The organism is Shewanella psychromarinicola, assembly GCF_003855155.1.
Taxonomy (GTDB): Bacteria; Pseudomonadota; Gammaproteobacteria; order Enterobacterales; family Shewanellaceae; genus Shewanella; species Shewanella psychromarinicola.
In genome coordinates, this window is sequence record NZ_CP034073.1 from 4,891,181 (window position 1) to 4,912,357 (window position 21,177).

16 protein-coding genes and 1 pseudogene are annotated in these 21,177 nt (G+C 43.2%); 11 read left to right on the top strand and 6 right to left on the bottom strand.

Translation table 11 applies throughout. The features are described 5' to 3' along the window. The first annotated feature begins 238 nt into the window (after window positions 1–238). The 6 genes and pseudogenes from ettA (at window position 239) to EGC80_RS21295 (ending at window position 5,947) form a co-directional block, all read left to right on the top strand. Window positions 239–1,906: an energy-dependent translational throttle protein EttA gene (gene ettA / locus EGC80_RS21265; protein WP_124012049.1), complete on the top strand. Its 1,668-nt coding sequence runs from the start codon at window positions 239–241 to the stop codon at window positions 1,904–1,906. A gap of 343 nt (window positions 1,907–2,249) precedes the next feature. Further along, entirely contained in the window at window positions 2,250–2,690 is a 441-nt protein-coding gene (locus tag EGC80_RS21270) for a hypothetical protein (protein ID WP_124012050.1), read from the top strand. Between the two features lie 119 nt (window positions 2,691–2,809). After that, a pseudogene (locus EGC80_RS21275) lies at window positions 2,810–3,019 on the top strand (efflux RND transporter permease subunit); the annotation flags it as partial. Between the two features lie 17 nt (window positions 3,020–3,036). Then, window positions 3,037–3,510, top strand: coding sequence for a LabA-like NYN domain-containing protein (locus tag EGC80_RS21280; protein WP_101032479.1), 474 nt, complete (start codon window positions 3,037–3,039; stop codon window positions 3,508–3,510). 995 nt (window positions 3,511–4,505) lie between these two features. Then, window positions 4,506–5,480, top strand: a complete 975-nt coding sequence (locus tag EGC80_RS21290; RefSeq protein WP_233768560.1) for a substrate-binding periplasmic protein — start codon at window positions 4,506–4,508, stop codon at window positions 5,478–5,480. Between the two features lie 35 nt (window positions 5,481–5,515). After that, entirely contained in the window at window positions 5,516–5,947 is a 432-nt protein-coding gene (locus EGC80_RS21295; protein ID WP_124012051.1) for an acyl-CoA thioesterase, read from the top strand. Window positions 5,948–5,998: 51 nt separating this feature from the next. Here the strand turns inward: EGC80_RS21295 and EGC80_RS21300 are convergent, their stop codons facing one another. Beyond that, window positions 5,999–7,483, bottom strand: coding sequence for a putative bifunctional diguanylate cyclase/phosphodiesterase (locus EGC80_RS21300; RefSeq protein WP_233768561.1), 1,485 nt, complete (start codon window positions 7,481–7,483; stop codon window positions 5,999–6,001). 138 nt (window positions 7,484–7,621) lie between these two features. Then, the gene (locus EGC80_RS21305) at window positions 7,622–8,464 is read right to left on the bottom strand and encodes an HDOD domain-containing protein (protein ID WP_101032481.1); all 843 of its coding nucleotides are present in this window, start codon (window positions 8,462–8,464) and stop codon (window positions 7,622–7,624) included. Window positions 8,465–8,716: 252 nt separating this feature from the next. On the opposite strand from EGC80_RS21305, the gene trhP reads away from it, so the two are divergent. From trhP to EGC80_RS21330, 5 genes are all read left to right on the top strand, one after another. Beyond that, window positions 8,717–10,081 carry a prephenate-dependent tRNA uridine(34) hydroxylase TrhP gene (trhP, locus tag EGC80_RS21310; RefSeq protein ID WP_101032482.1) on the top strand — a complete coding sequence of 455 codons (1,365 nt, stop codon included), beginning with the start codon at window positions 8,717–8,719 and terminating at the stop codon, window positions 10,079–10,081. 12 nt (window positions 10,082–10,093) lie between these two features. Next, the gene (locus tag EGC80_RS21315; RefSeq protein ID WP_124012052.1) at window positions 10,094–10,351 is read left to right on the top strand and encodes a YfhL family 4Fe-4S dicluster ferredoxin; all 258 of its coding nucleotides are present in this window, start codon (window positions 10,094–10,096) and stop codon (window positions 10,349–10,351) included. Between the two features lie 1,370 nt (window positions 10,352–11,721). Continuing rightward, on the top strand, window positions 11,722–12,456 hold the full coding sequence (locus EGC80_RS21320; RefSeq protein WP_233768562.1) for an ice-binding family protein: 735 nt from the start codon (window positions 11,722–11,724) through the stop codon (window positions 12,454–12,456). A gap of 327 nt (window positions 12,457–12,783) precedes the next feature. Beyond that, window positions 12,784–13,077 carry a hypothetical protein gene (locus EGC80_RS21325; RefSeq protein WP_206191818.1) on the top strand — a complete coding sequence of 98 codons (294 nt, stop codon included), beginning with the start codon at window positions 12,784–12,786 and terminating at the stop codon, window positions 13,075–13,077. A 30-nt stretch (window positions 13,078–13,107) separates the two neighbouring features. Next, complete coding sequence (locus tag EGC80_RS21330) at window positions 13,108–14,139, top strand: IS630 family transposase (protein ID WP_124012054.1); 1,032 nt, start codon at window positions 13,108–13,110, stop codon at window positions 14,137–14,139. A gap of 252 nt (window positions 14,140–14,391) precedes the next feature. Here EGC80_RS21330 and EGC80_RS21335 read toward each other — a convergent pair whose 3' ends face one another. The 4 genes from EGC80_RS21335 to EGC80_RS21350 form a co-directional block, all read right to left on the bottom strand. Then, window positions 14,392–15,357 (bottom strand): PA2778 family cysteine peptidase, encoded by a 966-nt coding sequence (locus EGC80_RS21335; protein WP_233768563.1) that lies wholly within the window; start codon window positions 15,355–15,357, stop codon window positions 14,392–14,394. A 30-nt stretch (window positions 15,358–15,387) separates the two neighbouring features. After that, entirely contained in the window at window positions 15,388–15,765 is a 378-nt protein-coding gene (locus EGC80_RS21340) for a PA2779 family protein (protein ID WP_124012056.1), read from the bottom strand. A gap of 465 nt (window positions 15,766–16,230) precedes the next feature. Continuing rightward, window positions 16,231–17,820, bottom strand: coding sequence for a sigma-54-dependent transcriptional regulator (locus tag EGC80_RS21345; protein WP_124012057.1), 1,590 nt, complete (start codon window positions 17,818–17,820; stop codon window positions 16,231–16,233). Further along, window positions 17,820–20,816, bottom strand: a complete 2,997-nt coding sequence (locus tag EGC80_RS21350; RefSeq protein WP_124012058.1) for a PAS domain-containing hybrid sensor histidine kinase/response regulator — start codon at window positions 20,814–20,816, stop codon at window positions 17,820–17,822. Before EGC80_RS21350 ends, EGC80_RS21345 begins: the two co-directional genes overlap by 1 nt. Between the last annotated feature and the right edge of the window lie 361 nt (window positions 20,817–21,177).

The following is a 21,177-nucleotide window of genomic DNA, read 5'->3' on the forward strand; positions in this document are numbered from 1 at the left end:
TATAGTAGGGTTGCGCGTTATTCTACCCTGCAACGATGATGATTCAAAGTAGAAACAACATGAAATTCACTGTGTTCTGAATACAAAACTATTCATGTTTATGGCGCCAAGTGGCCAGATCCTTCATTCTTTTTGACCTAAAAAGCGCTGTGGATTAAATCACACAATTGCCTGTTGAGTTCAGCTCATAATACAGTAGAATTATCATCATCTTTGTTGACAATTAGACAGTATAATTATGGCTCAATTTGTATACAGCATGCTTCGTGTGGGTAAAATTGTCCCACCTAAAAAGCAAATTTTGAAAGACATTTCATTAAGCTTCTTTCCTGGCGCCAAAATTGGTGTACTCGGATTAAACGGTTCAGGTAAATCGACATTGCTGCGCATCATGGCCGGTATAGATACCGAAATTGAAGGTGAAGCGCGTCCAATGCCTGGACTAAAAATTGGTTATTTACCGCAAGAGCCGCGCTTAAACGAGCAACAAACGGTTCGCGAGGCCGTCGAAGAAGCCCTGAGTGAAGCCAAAAATGCATTGATCCGTTTAGATGCTGTTTACGCCGCTTATGCTGAACCCGATGCAGATTTTGATGCCCTAGCCAAAGAACAAGGTGAGTTAGAAGCCATCATCCAATCTCAAGATGCACACAATCTTGATCATATTCTAGACCGTGCAGCAAACGCGTTACGTCTGCCCGATTGGGATGAAAAAATTGCTGTACTGTCCGGTGGTGAACGTCGACGGGTAGCCCTTTGTCGCTTGTTACTTGAAAAGCCTGAAATGCTATTACTCGACGAACCGACAAACCACTTGGATGCTGAATCCGTCGCATGGTTAGAGCACTTTTTACAAGAGTATTCTGGCACCGTAGTCGCTATTACCCATGACCGCTATTTCTTAGACAATGCAGCAGGCTGGATTTTAGAACTCGACCGTGGTGAAGGGATCCCCTGGGAAGGTAACTACTCCTCGTGGCTTGAGCAGAAAGATGCCCGTTTGCAACAAGAATCTTCAACACAAAGTGCTCGTCAAAAAACTATCGCAAAAGAATTAGAATGGATACGTCAAGGTGCGAAAGGCCGCCAATCTAAGGGCAAAGCCCGTATGGCGCGTTTTGAAGAACTCAACACTAACGATTACCAAAAACGTAACGAGACCAACGAATTGTTTATTCCACCAGGGCCACGCCTCGGTGATAAAGTGATTGAAGTGACTAACTTAACAAAATCCTATGGTGATCGCGTATTGATTGACGATCTTACCTTTACCGTTCCCAAGGGCGCCATTGTGGGGATTATCGGAGCTAACGGTGCGGGTAAGTCGACGTTATTCAAAATGATCTCAGGCGAAGAACAACCAGACAGTGGCTCGATTTCTGTGGGTGACTCAGTTCAAATTGCTTCTGTTGAGCAGTTCCGTGATTCAATGAATGATAAAAATACCGTGTGGCAAGAGATTTCTGGCGGCCACGATATTATGCGGATCAATAATACTGAAATTTCGAGCCGTGCTTATGTCGGACGTTTTAACTTCCGTGGTGGCGATCAGCAAAAAATCATCGGCACCTTATCGGGTGGCGAGCGCAACCGAGTACACTTAGCCAAATTAATACAAGCCGGTGGCAACGTATTATTACTCGACGAACCTACCAACGACTTGGACGTAGAAACATTACGTGCCCTAGAAGAAGCGTTATTAGAGTTCCCCGGTTGTGCGATGGTTATTTCACATGACCGTTGGTTCCTTGACCGTATCGCTACCCATATTCTGGATTACCGAGACGAAGGTAAAGTGAGTTTCTATGAAGGTAACTATACTGAGTATTCAACTTGGTTAAAAGATAGCTTAGGCACCGATATAGTAGAACCGCATCGATTAAAATATAAGCGGTTAAATAAGTAATCTCCGCTAAGGATAATAAAAGGCTATCAAACAGCCCTTTGCCCCGCTCACGATGTTACACAATAAAGCAGAGCCTAAGCGCTCTGCTTTATTGTATTTGAGCGTATTGAATGATTATGCTCAGATTAAACGATAAAAATATCAACCTACAGCAACATTTTGTCAATTCATTATGAGCAATACACCATAATCTGTTTATAAAGCGAAAAATAACTTCCGTATTATAAATTACCAAGCTGTTTTTACTTTTTACTGATTAAATTCAGTTTATTACCGAGTTTTAACGATTTCAGTTTGTAAGCCAGTTTAACGGTGATATCAGTGAGATACGGTTCAATTTACCGTGTTTTATTGTACCAACTCATTTTCGGCACTCGAAGTCATTACCGCGGCAGAAAAACAGAGCCTCAATAAAATTGAACATCAATACGATATCGATATCCTGCTCATCACGCTTAACGACAATTTTTCACCGTTTAATAGAAAAGTCGATGACATTGACGTGCGGAAAAAAGCAATTATTTTAGAACGACAACGATATAACGAATTCATTGCACTATTACCTAAGGTTATTCGCACTAATACGGCGATAGCCGAAACCGATAAAAAAATTGAAAAATCTGTTTCTTTAATCGATGAATTAACTCAAAAACCACAACAAGACGGCAAACATCTTGAAACTGAAAAAGTACTCATATTAACTGAATATGAGGCGATAAATAAAAAACGTGCCACTAAAAGTCAGCCATTAGTTAACTCAAAAAAGATATTACTAATCATTTAATTACCGATTTATCGAAATCAAGTCGCACACAGCCAGTCGTTTAAATAGTTCGATTCAGTGTTCAACATACCCCTCTATCGCAGATTGATTGAAAGAGTCCAAAAGCAGCATTTTATCCAATACCGCTAATGATCTTTACCGCAGCTGGCAGTGAAAACCGTATTGCGGTAGCAACTGTGATATTCTTCAATATGGCATTTGCGACCGTTGTCGCCCTATTGGTGATCCCCGCAATGTACCGACTCATCTCTTCGTCAACTCACTCACTAGGGTTAGTTGAAGCACAACTTAATGACGCCATTGCCGCTCAAAAAGCGCAACAGCCTTAACCTTCACAGGTGTAATAATGACAACCCTTGCCGTATTCGTAGATGTGCAAAATATTTATTACACCTGTAAGCAAGGTTTTGGGCGTTCATTTAATTACCGCGCCTTGTATAAACGTTTATCCGCACAAGGCAATATTAGCCATGCTATCGCCTATGCGATTGCTCCGGCAGATGACGGACAGGTTAAATTTCAAGATGCACTAAAACATATTGGCTTTACGGTTAAAACTAAGCCTTATATTCAGCGTAGTGATGGCTCAGCCAAGGGAGATTGGGATGTCGGTATTACTATCGATATGCTTGAGATAGCCCCCATGGTAGATGAAGTTATTTTACTGTCTGGTGATGGTGATTTTGATTTGTTACTCAAAAAAATCAACCAAACGACCACATGCTACACCCATGTAGTAAGTGTTGAGCGCCTTACCGCAAAGTCGCTAACCGACCAATGTCAGCAATTTACCGCCATTGATAACACATTATTGATTTAGCCATTTACGCCATTACTTTATTTCGCATACGCTTTATCGACACTCTTTTACAATAGCTAATCCTGATGAGTGTCTATTAGCGGTTAAATCAATAATCGCTCTAGATAAGCGATTTAATGGTTTGTCTTTGCAAAAATGAAACCGCGACCGCATAGGGTTAGGGTTGTTATTGATGTCGCTTGTCAGTCAACAATTTCAAATCGATAAAGCTTTTCTCTACGCTATGCTAGCCAAAGAAATCAGTAACATTATGTAAAAAAAGAGCAACGGCTCGGCTTGTAACAAAAGTGATAGCGTCACGTTTTAATATAAAGGCATTACTCAAATGCTTAATGCTTAATGCTTAATGCTTAATGCTTAATGCTTAATGCTTGTCATTGTGTGCTTATAAGACACTTCGTGATGCAATACCAACTGTCGGATTAAGTAAATTATCCTGCCCAGGACAACGATAACAGACACGATCTAAAAATATGTTTTTTTGCTGTTAAGCTAAGTCGGCATCAATGCTGACATTATATCTTTGTGCTTAAAGCCCACCGGATCGTCAGTGGGTTTACTCAATAGACCACCTCTATTCATCACGGCATTCATCTGCACATTAAACTGAAATAACTTAATCCCATCTCCTGAGCCATCATTTTGGCTATGGCTGATATATCCCCAAACCACTTCAACATACTCGTTTCAGCGCTCCCGAAGAACAAGGCCTAAAGGCTAGGACGCTGCGTGGCTAGAACCTATAAAATCTTAGCAGCCAAGCGACACTTGAGCCTAACAAACCGAAGGTCGCTCTAGCAGCCATAGGGGCTCTTTAATTTGCACGGTGACTTTCCAGCTTTCGCCCGTTATGATATTTATTTCAATCATTTACCAGCCAAAATCGACGCCTTAACAAACTAACTTGATGACTAACACTATGGCTAGCCTATTGATCTATTAGCAAAACAATCAATTAGTTAATATTAATATTACTCTTTTCCGTTACCCTTATTATGACCATTAATCTATCACTGAGTCAGTTTGTAGGCATTAGCAGTAATCATATTCTAGCGGCTATTGATTGGCGATATTCGCAACAGAGGAAATATCACTTTAATAGTAAAGGTGCTATTATCCGCTTGGCGCAACAGGAACATTTAATAAAGGATTATATGTCGTTAATAGGTTACCCAAACGTCCTGCTTGGTTACATTCTAACTGGCAAAGTGTGGCGTATATTTGCTCAGGTTACTTTACTTGCACTTGTAAGCGCTTGCGTTATCGTCACCCCTAAAATGGCAGTGGCAGAATCACTAAGAATCACGTTAGCAGCAGAAGATAGTTGGCCCCCGTTTGCTGATGAAGTCGGCAGAGGTATTTCCCACAACATTATCAACCATGCTTTTGAGCAAGTTGATGTTGAGGTTTCCACAATTGTCGTACCTTACTCTCGGGGTCTGATTATGACCGAACGCGGCACTGTTGATGGCGTCTTTAATGTCACCCGTGAGCAGAGCACTATTGATCGCTTTGTATTTGGTAATGAACCTCTTTTTACCGTAACGGCTTCTTTTTTCTTTGCCAAAGAATACCCTAACATTGTGAATAATAAATGGCAGATCCCAACACAGAGCACGATTGGTATTGTGGATGGTTATGAATACGGAGATGAATTTATGACACTTGTAGAGAAACTGAAACTACACGTTATTACCGTTAATAGTCAGCGCCAATTGATCAATTTGCTATTAGTGGGCAGAATTGATACTGCGATTATGTATGATCTTGTCGCTGATGTTTACATCAACCAGATGGGTGTTAGCCGTGATATAAAAGCAAAATTTAACAATCATACCAGTGAAATATTTGTCGCGTTTTCTAAACATAATCCACAAGCAAAGCACCTTAGCCAATTACTCGATAAAGGACTGCTCACGTTACAAAAACAAGGCAAGTATCATCAACTGCTTCTGCCCTCAAATAATTAACCACAATACAATGAATAACATAAGGTCATAGTGTAATGAGCCATGTCTCTGTAGAGCCCAAATACAGTCCAGTTCACTCTTTTGCGGTACAAATTTATTATGAAGACACCGACTTTTCTGGTGTAGTGTACCATCCTAATTTTTTAAAGTATTTCGAACGCGCACGTGAACATGTCATTGGTGCGGATGTGCTTAGTCAACTTTGGCAGCAACAACAATTAGGTTTTGCTGTTTATCGCAGCGATATGTTATGTCACGATGGGGTTGAATTTGCAGAAATTATTGATGTTCGTACTCAATTTTATTTTGAAAGTAAGTATCGTACAGTGTGGAAACAGCAAATATGGCGTCCCAATGCCAAAAAGCCTGCGGTAACGGCAACCGTTGAAATGGTCTGCATGAACCAGAAGCGTCAACTTGCGCCTATGCCTGCAGAATTAATCGCCCATTTATCGTTGGGATCTTAGTCTTAGCATGGTCACCTAAAACGTTTCAATGTCGCCTTAAAGACCATTATGTTATGGGTGTTTAATTTGCGGATGATTAAGTTGCGAATAATTAAGTTGCGGATAAATGTGTTCAAACTCACTGGCAGTGAAAGGTTTCGCAAAGTAATCACCTTGAATCGTATCCACCCCAAAAAGATGTAACGTCTCTAAGACTGACTTAGATTCCACCCCTTCAACCGTCACTTCAAAACCTAAATTTTTAGCGAGATCGATACTGGTCTTAACAATTTGTTTCGCGGCTTTGGACGTTTCAAATTCATCTAAAAAGGCTTTATCAATTTTCACTTCATCTACGGGTAAATGACGTAAATAAGCCAAAGAAGAATGGCCGGTACCAAAGTCATCAATGGCCAATTTAACCCCGATATCTCGCAATTGATTTAAGGTCATAATAGTTTGTTCTAGTGATATCATTAAGGCGCTTTCGGTGATTTCAATCGTAATGGATTCGGCAGGAACCAGATACTGGGATAGTTTTGTGCCGACATCGACTGCCAAATTGGGATTATCTAAATCAGTTGATGACAAATTAAGCGCAACATTAACGTAAATCCCCATATTTCGCCATTTGGCTTGTTGAGCTAACACGTTATCCAGCACCCAAGGACTCAGAATATCAATCATTCCGGTTTGTTCCGCTAATGGAATAAATTCACTCGGTGAAATTAGTCCTAAGCTTTCATGCTGCCAACGGATCAATGCTTCTACCTGCTTACATTGGCCACTTTTTATATCTAATTTTGGTTGAAAAACCATAAATAATTGATCTTGCTTTAATCCTTTAGGCAAGCCATTAATGATTAGCAATTCTCGGTATTGCGCTTTATCATCATCCTGATCATAAAAAGCAATCGGCTGCTTTAATGCTTTGGCTTTCTTCAGGGCTAAATCTAAGCGGCGAAGCATCAAACTCGCATCCGCATGATGTTCACTTAATGACAACACCCCTAATTGCATTTTGATACTGATGGGCTGCTGTTCAATTTCAAATGGTCTTTGTAAGTCATTTTTTATGGTGAGCAACTGCTCGATAGTCAAGGGTTGGTGATAAAACAACAGAAACTCATTACCGTTCATCCGCGCAATAAACTGTGCTTTGCAATTAAGGCTATCGATCCGCTTTGCAAATGCTTTAAGCAGTTTGTCACCAAATAAAAAACCAAATAAATCATTCACAAAACGAAATTGGTGAATATCCACCAGCACCAGCATGCCTTCTGAAATCGGCATTCTAGCCAGCATTTTTCGTTTAAAACCGACACGATTGGCTAATCCGGTTAACTTATCCCGTTCGGTAATAAACAGGCTTGATTGATGTAAATCATGAAGAACGTTAATGAGCGGTTTTAACGATTTAGAAGAAGAGTCTATATTAAATGAATCTTGGTTAAGCAACCTGAGTTCAAGCGAGTGAGTTAATCGCTGAATAAATCGATGTTGGCGCCAATAAATAAATGCAACAATGCACAGCATAACTGCAATAATAAATAACATTGTTATCAGTAAATAATTCATCATGTTACAGTTTCAGTCTTGTGGTTTTTAGACATTAAACAGCATTGTATTTGGATAGTGTTCATTCTGGTATTGGCTCAAAGAGTAATATCCATAAAAAATATCCATTAATAATGGCTATTCGTAGCTTTGCTTAATTGAATGATACATCTCAATAAATTCATCACTGGCTAGATCTTCTGGTGTCACAGGTAACCCGCGCTCGGCAAACACCCCTAACCTTCCCTCTAAGTCTTCACCGGCACGAAGTTCACCCGTGTAGAATGCTGCGGATCGAATAAAATCAAGGTAAGTGACCGTGTTAGGCAGGTAGTGAAGATCAGACCAACGTTCAACCACTTCCATTACCTCTGGGGCAAAGTCCCATGTTTTTAATACAGCACGGCCAATCGGCCCCTGCATTTTACGCACTAAACTGCGTAAATCGTCAATTCGACTAAACAGTTCAGGTTGAGCTTCTGCTTCGGTTAATACCGGTAATGCACCAATATTATGCACTAAGCCCGCAAGGGTTAACGTATCACGATTTAATTTTTTAGTGGGATGACGCTTATTATACATTTCGAGCATGGCACAGGATGAAGCGGTGACCTCAATCGAGGTTTTCCATACTTCATCCATGACTTCCCACACCATTTCGTTAGTGGAGATAAATAACTGCTCCATGGCAACAGAAGTGGTAATAGATTTTATTTGCACTAAGCCAATACGGCTAACCGCAGCATTGATACTTTCCGCTTTGTTACCCCGTGAATACAAGGCACTGTTAGCCACTTTAATAATTCGAGCTGAGATAGCGGCATCTTGACCAATAATATCTGCGACTTGTTTAAGACTTGAATCTTGACGAGACACGACTTCTTGAACGCGCATGGCCACTTCTGGCAATGTCGGTAGCACTAAAGCATCATCTTTAAGCTTCTTTAATAGTCCAACCAAGAGTTGATGTTCCGTCGACATGGAGTCTCCATAAATATATAGTCAATAATGTTGTGATTATATACCCAAACCGATAACGTTTGCGATTACTCAACAAGCTAGAACTTAATTAATTGTCCACTGTTGTGCCAATTAATCGCTTAAATATTGCCTTTGTCATACTAAAAAGACAACCGACATCACAAATACCAAGGCTATATTTGTCCGCGCTAATATCCTTAAGTAAGCTTCCGACCTTGAGTTATGCAATATCCCATTAGGTCGAGAAAAACCATGTTTAAACCTGAATTATTATCTCCCGCTGGTACGCTTAAAAATATGCGTTACGCCTTTGCTTATGGTGCCGATGCCGTTTACGCAGGTCAACCTCGTTATAGCTTACGAGTCAGAAATAATGATTTCAAAATGGAAACGCTCGCCACCGGTATAGAAGAGGCTCATGCCCTTGGCAAAAAATTGTATGTTGTGAGTAATATTGCACCTCACAATGCCAAGCTAAAAACCTATATTAAAGACATGCAACCTGTCATTGCGATGAAGCCTGACGCCGTTATTATGTCAGACCCAGGGCTCATCATGATGGTCCGCGAGGCCTTTCCTGAGCAAGTGATTCACTTATCGGTTCAAGCTAACGCGATTAACTGGGCGTCAGTTAAATTCTGGCAACAGCAAGGCATTAAACGGGTAATTTTGTCTCGTGAATTGTCACTGGATGAAATTGAAGAAATTCGTCAACGTTGTCCCGATATTGAATTAGAAGTATTTGTTCACGGTGCACTTTGCATGGCGTATTCTGGCCGTTGTTTACTCTCTGGTTACATGAATAAACGCGACCCAAACCAAGGAACCTGTACTAATTCCTGTCGATGGAAATACGATGTGCACCAAGCACAGCAAACTGAGACCGGTGATATCATCCCTGTCGCCCCCACGGTACAGTTTGAATCGCCAACATTAGGTTCTGGCCAACCCAGTAGCGACATTGTCCTATTGCAAGAAGCCGGTCGACCTGGCGAGTATATGCCAGCGTTTGAAGATGAGCATGGCACCTACATCATGAACTCAAAAGATTTACGCGCTATTCAACATGTGGATCGCTTAACCCGAATGGGCGTGGATTCATTAAAAATTGAAGGCCGTACCAAATCTTTTTACTATGTCGCGCGCACGGCGCAATTATACCGCCAAGCCATTGAAGATGCGGCTGCTGGCAAAGATTTTGATCGAACCTTGATGAGCAACCTTGAAGGCTTAGCGCATCGCGGTTATACCGAAGGATTTTTACGTCGCCATGTCCATGACGAATATCAAAATTACCAATATGGTCACTCTGTCAGTGATAGCCAGCAATTTGTCGGTGAGTTTACCGGGCAACGAAATGCTCAAGGATTAGCTGAAATTGACGTTAAAAATAAATTTTCCGTCGGTGACAGTGTTGAAGTAATGACAACCGAAGGTAATTTTGTTATCACTATTGAATCGTTACTTAATCGCAAAGGCGAGTCAATCGATTCCGCGTTAGGCTCGGGGCACTTCGTGTTTCTAGCGCTGCCAGTGGATATTAATGTAAACAAAGCGATGTTAATGCGTAACCTACCTGAAGGGTTAGATACGCGAAACCCTCATCAACCCGGTTAACTTAAGGTTTTTATGGCATTAATCATTGACGATAGCTGCATCAATTGTGACATGTGCGAACCCGAATGCCCTAATGAGGCGATCACTATGGGTGAAGAGGTGTATGAAATTGATCCCGCATTGTGCACTGAATGCGTCGGGCATTACGACAAGCCGACTTGTGTATCGGTTTGTCCCATTGATTGTATTGATCCCGACCCAGAACATATAGAGTCACAAGATGCGCTATTAATAAAATACGCAGCAATCACGGGCAAACTGGCAGATTAACACCGGCAAGGACTATGTTGAACCTATGCCACCGACAGTCATTACCTTTAACGAAACGACTGTACATTCAACAATAGAGAGCGCTGCGCCATAAATAAAGACCTCTCTAACAGATAATGACCAATGCTATTGGATGATCTAGGCAACCCATGTCAAAGATTAGGAAACGAGATGAGGACATTAACCGTCAAGCAGACAACGCGGGCGACAAAACGTTAACCGCACCTTTTCTTAACACCTCCATATTAATAATGGCTTATCCACGATGGCGACATCAATAATGGCGACAGAGGGTTTTATTCGCCAATCGGAGTTAACGACAAAACGTTAACCGCACGATTTCTTAATACCTCCGTATTAATTATGGCTTATCAGCAATGGCGACAGAGGGTTTTATTCGCCAATCTAAGCTGACGACAAAACGTTAATCGTACCCTTTCTTAACACCTCCGTATTAATGATGGCTTATCAGCAATAGTGGCAGAGGGTTTTATTCGCCAACCTCAGCTGACGACAAAACGTTAACCGCACCCTTTCTTAACACCTCCGTATTAATTATGGCTTATCAGCAATAGTGGCAGAGGGTTTTATTAGTCAACCTCAGCTGACGACAAAACGTTAACCGCACCCTTTCTTAACACCTCCGTATTAATTATGGCTTATCAGCAATAGTGGCAGAGGGTTTTATTAGTCAACCTCAGCTGACGACAAAACGTTAACCGCACCCTTTCTTAACACCTCCGTATTAATTATGGCTTATCAGCGATGGCGACCTTGAGTATGCATTGACAGATTATCGCGCCGAGAGGATATTTCTGGGAATAGTGGCGCTTGGATGTATGCCTTTGAGGCAACAAAAAATCGACGTTCGCCAGATTGTCAAAGCCCTTGGCACCACCAACATAATCCCAATACATTGGATGACTTTGCCATTGACCTCACTGATGCGATCGATGAGCTTGGCCTTAGTTAAGCTTGAAAGTCTATGGCCTTCTTACTTCACCGATTCAGCGACAACCAGGGGCTTTCAATCGAACTTATCACCCGCTCAGACAACATAATCTGCCTTCAAACGACGGTGATTAGTTATTCGATAATGTATGTAAACCCTTAAATAGTTATACGGAAAACTATCAAATATGGTAGTTCAGGTAAATATGCTAGTTAGGTATTTGGTAGTTTAGCAGTTGATATTATTCAAGCATATAAAAATAGCATTTAATATCAATGAATTAGTTTAGTTTCGGTCCGATATTCATTCTGGCATACTCGTTGCAAATACCTCAATAGAACGGACAACCAGTCCGAAAGTAGTAACAATCTTGTTACTACTTAATTTAACATTCCTTATAAGGGAAATAATGATGATCATGCTTAAAAAAAATTTGAACAAATTACTGTTGCCATTAGTTATTGGTGGTTTATTTGCTGGAAATGCAATGGCTGCTGGCCCAACTGCAGTTAATCTTAAAAGCGCAGGTTCATTCACTATTTTGAGTCAAACAGGTATTACTGATGTTTATCGTTCTGCCATTGTTGGTGATGTCGGCACTAGCCCTATCACAGGTGCGGCGCTACTACTTAACTGTAATGAAGTGACCGGCGCTATTTACACGGTTGACACTGCGGGCCCAGCTCCTTGCGCGATAAATTCAGCAAGCTACCTAGAATTGGCTGTGGGTGACATGGGATTTGCCTATGATGACGCCGCAGGACGTGTTTCAGTGGATTTCAATGAACTTGGTGCCGGCGAAATCGGCGGCCTAACTATGGTTCCTGGTCTTTACAAATGGTCTTCAGACCTTAATATCAGTAAAGATGTCACCCTTTCTGGCGGCCCAAATGATGTCTGGATTATGCAGGTGGCAGGTAATCTTAATCAGGCTAATGCAATGAACGTGACATTAGCGGGTGGCGCACTAGCCAAAAACATTTTCTGGCAGGTCGCAGGCTCGGTAACGCTAGGAACGAACTCACATTTTGAAGGTATCGTGCTGAGTAAAACGATGATTGCCGTAAATACCGGCACCTCTATCAACGGTCGATTATTAGCTCAAACGGCAGTGACTTTACAACAAAATGCCATTACTCAGCCTGCTGAATAAGTAGCAAGTAAGAGGGGGGAGATGTTAGGTAAATATTTTCCCCTACTAGTCAATTTAACAGGATTACAAGCTCAGCTCTGTAATCCTGTTTTTTTGGTTTATTCCATTGGTTTTTATAACTTTTATAATTATTTTGAAGCAAAAAAATGGTGGTATTTTTATTTGGTAGGTTACACGTTAAATACGCTAACGCTAAAGGCTTTCCCTGACCAGTCGGTGATGTATAAACATTAAAATATAACAGAAGGTAAGATGAATAATAAATTATTTTTTTGAATTAAAAGTATTTTAGCAAAATCATTCACAATGATTTTTTTAGGCTTAACTGTGGCTATTATGTTTTCATTAATGACGACCATTTTCAAAGGTATTTCAAATGGAACTGACATCATGCAGATTTTTTTGAGTAGCATCAATACTGGGATCATCGCGCTTGCAGTATTTGAGTTGGCTTTGGTGATAAATAAAGAGTATTCAGGCCATGAGGAAAGTGAGAGTGATGCTGTTGCCATCTTAAGGAGAACGATCCCTAGATTTATCGGAACGGTTTGTATTGCGCTATCGCTTGAGGGATTAATTATGGTGATTAAGTATATACCCGTGATCATTGAAAATGCTTGATTTTGTCCCAAATGGGATCATCATAGCCCCATGAAACAAATTACACTCTCGCCAGAACAAAAAGTAGCATTGGAAACTCGACATAAAAGCTCGAGTGATAGGCGTGAGTGTGATCGCATTAAAGCCATTTTACTACGCGATGAAAATTGGCCAACGCCAATGATTGCCCAAGCGTTACGTATTCACGAAACGACCGTAGTTCGATACATTGATGCCTATGCTCACGACCAAAAACTCACGTGTAATAGTGGCGGCTCCTTAAGTTATCTGAGTCAAGAGCAAACTGAACTATTGATTGCACACCTGTGTGAGGTGACCTACTTGCATAGCCATCAAATAGTCGCTTATATCTCAGAACAATTTCAGATTAAGTACACAGTGTCAGGCCTCAATAAATGGCTGCATAAACATCAGTTCAGCTATAAAAACCCTAAAGGGGTTCCTCACAAATTTGATGAAGACAAACAAACGGCTTTCATTGAATATTATGAGCAACTAAAATCCTCGTTAACCCCTGATGAACCGTTATTATTTATGGATGCGGTTCATCCGACCCAAGCCACAAAAATCACCGCTGGCTGGATAAAAAAAGGCGTTGATAAACCGATAGAAACGACGGGAAGCCGAACCCGTATTAACGTGGTTGGTGCAATCCGACTTGGTCACTTAACAGAAGCGGTCATTGAGCAATATAGCAAAACGGTTAACGGTGCATCCATCATCGATTTTTTAAACCAAATTAGAGCGCGTTACTCAACAAGTGGTGTTATCCATTTGGTGCTTGATGGCGCTGGATACCATCGAAATGCCTTAGTGGTTAAAGAGGCTAAAAATCTGAATATAACATTGCATTACCTGCCGCCTTATAGTCCAAATTTAAACCCAATAGAACGATTGTGGAAGGTGATGAATAAACATGCGAGGAATGGGCAATACTTCGCAACGACAAAAGAATTCCGACGAAAAATCACTGACTTTTTTAGCATCACCCTCCCCGATATTGCCGATACACTCGGTGATACAATTAATGATAACTTTCAGAAATTAAAAACTGCAGTTTGAATTCACTTGAGTATAGTCAACTCGATCTCGCCGGTAATTTATATTATCCAGTCGCCATTATTTGCAGTACTGCATTACTTTTGATTGCCTTAGCTATTTTTCTGCACTTTACAAAAAACACCCAAACATCGGCTGATTAACCCCGAGTCGTAATATTGTTTTTACAGACTGTTTATTCATTATTCAGTGAGAGTAAAGTCTTCAGCAATATCAACAGCGCTCAGTTTTATTGTCATCTTGAATAATGTTAGCTTAATTGACTGAGCAACTCGCGTTATCAGGCATTTTTTCTATGTCTTTTTGGCTGCTGCGAATATTGCTATCTTCGGGTTGAAGTCTACGCGCTTTTTCAATCATTTCCATCGCACGCGGTTTGCAACCAGACAAAGACAAACTATAGGCGAAGTTATTTAAATAGGCGGCCTGTTGCTCAGCCTGTTGATCAATATAAGTCAATCCCTGTTGATACCAAAAAGCGGCCTGGGCGTTATCAATGGCTAAATAATAATTGCCGAGTAAAAAGTAACTTAGCCAGTAGTCAGGCCATTGTCTGGTGGCATTTTCAAGGGCACTGATCCCTTGAGTACTTTTACCACTACTGAGCAGATCCTGAGCGGCGCTGGCATAAATGAAAGGATCAAAATGTAAACTGGTTTTATCCGCTGGCACGGCAGCCAACAACCAATACTGACCACGCAGCCAGGTTCGTTCAAATACCTTCAGTTCGGCAATACGATTTTTATTGGTGCCTGAATGCAACCGCACATACTGCTTATCCAAGTCATAACCTGTCACCACTGCGTAATGCCACATTGGATACCATGAGGTCGATACATTTTGTAAAATAATGACCGGAATATTTTCACTCACCAAAGACAGTAGCTGGGTCAGATTGCCTGATTCTGCATAGGCCAGCAGCCCCTGTTGACGTGCAGCTGCAACCATTTCAATTTGTAAACTGCCTTGCAACTCTGGAATAAACAGTGCCGGCGCTATTTGTTGCGGCGTTTTGATTACCCCATAAAAATTGAATACTTCCGCGAGCGTGGTGGGGCCACAGAAATAATCCTCTTGAGGGTAAAAAGGCACCCCAGTAATTTGATGTTTATGCGCAATAGCGGGCGGGTTGGCTAGCAATATGGCGGTCTGGGGTGGTATCGACAGACAGCCGCTGAGAAATAAACAAAAGCCAGTAATACACATGGCTTTTGTGAACATGCTGATGGCATTCATGCTTGAAAATACGATTTAATTTATCGGCCGAATAAAGGAAAATACATCGGTAACACCCACCAAATCGAGCACCACCAACACAACTAATACTGTGACGACAACCCCTACTACGCCAGCAGCTGCAGGCATATCATTCATCTGGGTATTTAATTGATTTATTTCCTGATCGGTCATACTGGCAATGCGCATCTCTGCATCCTCGAGACTGACCCCAAGTGCCACCAGTTTGTCTTGAACCTCAGCGCTGTTGAACATTTCGAGAACTTGCTGTTTATTATATATATTTTGCTGTTGGACGATAACCTGCTCGGAGGAAACTATGCCGGCGTAGGCACCCGAAATACAAGTCAAATAAGTTAACATAACTGCGGCGACTGCGAGAACTTTTTTCATTGGATTTCCTTTGGTTTAGCGAATGTAAATTTCTCATAGAGAGTAGAGTTAATTTTGAGCAATAACAAGCTATATCGGGATGATACCCGCTAGACAAGAAAGGTAAATAGTTGTTGCTTATTTGGGGACTGATTTGTGAATTGATTTGGGAACTGCGGCGACTCACATTACCAGTCCTAGATGCTAGGACGCTGCGCGGCGAGATCCTATAACATCTTAGCAGCGAAGCGACACTAGTAGGACGCCGCCCGTCCCAGCAGCGAGGCAACACTAGAACCTAGCAGACCAAAGGTCGCATTAGCAGCCGTAGTCGTCCTATTCCTAGAACCTTGAACGCTGTCACTTCTTGACATGATCAATAGTGCATTCCGAGGTTATTTGGGTATATTAAGCCACAATATCGCGCTTAAAAATCTAACATGTTTGCCCCTATTTTGCTTATTAATGTTAGTGCCGCAGTTAATGTTAATGGCGCACTATGCCATATTTGCGCATTCGGGCACGCAGGGTGCTGGGGTTGAGTCCGAGGATCACTGCCGCACCTTGCTGGCCTTCAATGCGCCAATTGGTCTGCTGCAACACGTTAATAATATGCTCATGCTCCAACTCAACCAGCGTTTTAACCGAAGGTTCCTCCCTAGGTACTCGTCTGTTAACGCCATCGAAGCGATCGTTGCTAGACACTCGTTTGTCAAAGCTATCAAAGCGATCTAAGATCTGCAGTGATGTTCCTGCGCTGAGGATCACAGCTCGTTCAATGGCACTTTCCAGCTCTCGTACATTGCCGGGCCAGTGATGCTGCTGCAGGGTGTTCTGCGCCGCGTTGCTGACGATATTAATCTGCTTGCCGATTTTCTTATTAAATTTAGCCACAAAATGGTTGACCAGCAACGGAATATCTTCCTTACGTTGCCTTAGTGGCGGCAAGGTGATCGGGAATACGTTCAGCCGATAATAGAGATCTTCACGGAACTTACCATTACGCACTTCATCAATCAGATTGCGATTGGTGGCGGCGATAATGCGCACGTCGACCTTAATTGTGTGAGGACTCCCCAGGCGTTCAAATTCGCCATCCTGAATCACTCGGAGCAGTTTGGCCTGCATCTCGAGTGGCATTTCGCCAATCTCATCAAGAAACAGAGTGCCGCCATCGGCCAGCTCAAAACGACCTATCTGTTTGCTATCGGAACCGGTGAAAGCGCCCCGCTCCCGGCCAAACAGCTCGCTCTCGATCAGCGTTGCTGGCAGGGTAGTACAGTCTACCGTGATCAACGGACTTTTTTTGCGTGCGTTGCGGCTGTGGATAGCGCGGGCGACTAAGCCTTTACCTGTGCCGGTCTCACCAAGCAACAGTACGGTCGCATTCATAGGCGCAACTTGCTCAACTTGATGAAACACCTGCGAGAGCAGTTGGCTGTTACCGATAATTTCGTCGAAATTAAACTGCCGCGCCACTTCTTGCTGCAGATAAACGTTCTCTGCCTGAAGTTTGTCCTTCAACTGTTTAATTTCTGTATACGTTCCTTGCAGTGACGCTTCGGCCTTTTTACGTTCCTCTATTTCCTCGGTGCATTGCAGATTAATGCGGAGCAGCTCTGCCGTACGTTTTTGCACTGTATCTTCCAGTGTGTCGTTACTGCTCTCCAGTTGCTTATAAAGCAAGCGCACTTCCAGCATGTTATGGATGCGCGTTTTGACTTCGACCAGATCAAAAGGTTTACTGATAAAATCCTTGGCACCAGATTGTAGTGCTTGCAGTTTATGGCCTGGTTGGGCGGTGAGAACGAGCACAGGTAAATAGTCGGCCGGATCGTCAGCCTTAAGCGCTGCCATCACCTCAAATCCATCCATCCTCGGCATCTGCAGATCAAGCAGAACAAGATCATAATGGTTTTCAGCATTTAGGTCACAAACAGCTTGAGGATCCATGGTTGTCGTCACCCTTGTATAGCCGCTTTCAAGCAGTAATTGCTCGAGCAGAGTCACATTAGGCTCTTGATCATCGACAATCAGAATCTTGGCATTGAGAATGTCCGTTGCAGTGATCGTCATCAGGTCACCTCATTATTGGGGATATCTGCTGACTGATTGGTATATTCAAGCGCGATGTCTAATGTCTTCAAAAATTCATTAATCCGCAGCGGTTTAGTCAAATAACGAAAGAAGCCGGCGTCCAGACCTTTCTCAATATCGCGAGGAATGGCATTCGCACTCAGTGCCATCACCGGGATAGCGGCTGTGGTCGGATCTTCCCTGAGAATATGCAATGCGGTCAAGCCGCTGATCCCCGGCAGGTTGATGTCCATCAAGATCACATCCGGCTGATAGGTATGCGCCATCTCGATACCGCTGACGGCGTCCGTAGCACTGAGAAAACGCAGATTGGGTCGACGGGCAATGATATCCTCAATGAGCATCAAGTTAGCAGGATTATCCTCAACATAGAGCAAGCTTTTCAACCGTTCAGGGTCCTCACATTGAAGTGGTAGCAAGGGCATTGATGTCGTCGCATCAAGGTTAGATAAGGAGTCGACGGTACGCTTCAGTTCAAACCAGAACACGCTGCCAACGCCGACATGGCTTTGTACACCGATAATGCCGTCCATCGATTCGACCAAACGTTTACTGACCACCAGCCCGATCCCGGTTCCTTCTTGATTATTGGCTTCTTGCCCCAGACGGTTAAACGGTTGGAAAAGTTGCCCAAGTTGCTCCTCTGACAATCCTTCACCTGTATCGCGGACACTGATCCGGATCATATCTTCCGTGCTTTGGCTGCTTTCTAATATCACGCTGCCACCCTCACGATTGTATTTAATCGCATTGGAAAGCAGATTAAGAATCACCTGCTTTAGCCTGGTCCGATCGACGTTGACAAAGTTTATCGAGTCCGAACGGTTAAAGATCATCTTGATACCATAGGTTTTCGCTTGCGGCTCGCTCATCAAGATGCATTCCTGCATCACTTCGTCCAGCGAAATCGTTTCGATTGACATGGGCAGCTTGCCAGATTCAATCAACGCCAGATCGAGGACTTCATTGATTAACTCCAACAAATACCACCCCGCCTTGAGGATCTGAGCAATGCTTTTTTGCTGCGTATGCTGCGGGGGTGGCGTGCTCGACTCTAGTAGTTGAGCAAAACCGAGGATCGCGCCAAGTGGCGTACGCAGTTCATGGCTCATACTAGACAAAAAATCGGATTTGGCGAGGTTGGCTTTCTCTGCTGCCATAGTGGCACTTTCCAACTCAACATTTTTGTCCTGTAATTTTTGATCCAAACGATTGCGCTCAGTCACATCGCGGGCACCGTAAAACACTCCCTGCAGATTATTGTCCCGGTCATAAAAAGTGGTCGCGTTAATGGAGACTACCGTCTCCTGGCCGTTTTGGGCGCGCGCGGTGAGCTCAAGGTCGGTGACCTTCTTTTCACATAGCACCTTTGTTATTCCAGCCACGGCAAGCTCCGGATTGGTAAAGTAGTCTTTAAATGGCGTACCGAGCATTTCATCACGGCTGCAGTCCGTGAGCAGCTCCATCTCCTTGTTAACATCGGTAATAATACCGGACGGATCGGTAGTCGTCAGTGCATCAATGTTGGATTCAATCAGGTTACGGGTATAAAAATGTTGGTCTTGCAGACGCTGACTGAGGTCTTTTTGCTCTTGCTCGATGCGTTTACGCGCGGTGTTGTCGGTGCCGATCAGTAGATAACCTATGATAGCGTCTTGCTCATCCCGGAGCGCGGTTACCGACACGACCGCCGGAAAGCGGCTACCATCCTTGCGGATGTAGGTCAGCTCGTAGATATCCTCAATGCCGCGCCGGGCTTTGAACACCAAAGCATCGAACCCGGGCGTGATCGCAGTGTCAAGTTCAAGACTCAGTACTTTGGCGCGTTCGATAACTTCTTGTGGATCGGAAATGTCGGCGGGGGTGATCTTGTTCATCACCTCATCTGCTGTGTAGCCCAGCATACGCTCGGCGCCCACATTGAAAATCTGGATCACGCCGAGTGCATCGGTGGCAATACTGGAAAAGTTGGCACTATTGAAAATGGCATTCTGCAATGCGCCCGCTTTGATAATTTCCTCTTCCGCTGCCTTGCCGACACTGTTATCGGTGCCGATCAACAGATAACCTATGATGCTCTCCTCGTCGTCGCGTAGTGCTGTGACCGACACTACCGCCGGAAAGCGGCTACCATCCTTACGGATGTAGGTTAATTCATAGATATCTTCAATCCCGCGTGTCGCCTTAAATACTAGCGCATCGAAGCCGGGGGTGATCGGGGTGTCAAGTTCAAGACTGAGTACTTTAGCGCGCTCAATAACCTCCAGGGGATCGGAAATGTCGGCTGGGGTGATCTTGTTCATCACCTCTTCCGCTGTGTAACCCAGCATACGCTCGGCGCCCACGTTAAATATCTGGATAACGCCTTCCGCATCCGTGGCAATACTGGAAAAGTTGGCACTGTTGAAAATGGCACTCTGCAGTTCGCCCGCTTTGAGCAGCGCTTCTTCTGCCTGTTTGCCAACACTATTATCGGTGCCGATCAACAGATAACCGATGATCGCCTCCTGCTCGTCGCGCAGTGCCGTGACCGATACCACGGCAGGAAGGCGGTTGCCATCCTTACGGATGTAAGTCAATTCGTAGATATCTTCAATCCCGCGTGTCGCCTTGAATACCAGCGCATCGAAGCCAGGCTCTATCAAGGTGCCAAGTTCATCTGAGAGCGCCTCGGCACGCGCAATCACTTCCTGGGGATCGGAAATATCGGCAGGCGTGATCTTGTCCACCACATCATCGGCCAAGTAACCCAGCATCCGTTCGGCGCCGACGTTGAAAATCTGGATGACGCCTTTAGCATCGGTAGCAATGCAGGAGAAATTAGCGCTATTGAAAATAGCCCGCTGCAGCGCCCCGGCATTGAGCAGTGCTTCTTCAGCCTGCCTGTGCTCGGTGATCTCTTCAATTGCCGCGTTAAACCGCTCTGCATCAGACTTGGCTAAGCTTGACGGAATTATTTTATTGTTACTTTTCATGACGAATCTCTATCACTATCCGTTGATCCTGGCCGAAACGACCTATCTGGCTTCACACAGGCAAAACAGATATGCGGGAGGAAACAAAGGAAGCAATTTCAATGCGGCCTTTGAGGCCTTTTAGGTATTTTTTCAGTGGCGTAAATATAACATTTTATGACGTAAAACGCTTAAATTTATTCTTCTGGAAAACCGTACTATTTACTGTTTTTACAACACAAACCCCTCCATATATTACGGTTCTGTCATATGCTGAGGCCTAGAGTATTCCTGCCTCGTCGGTGTAATTAATGAATATATAGTATTAAACAATTGTTACTAAACAATTATTTAATTATATTTGACAACTTTAACTTATTGG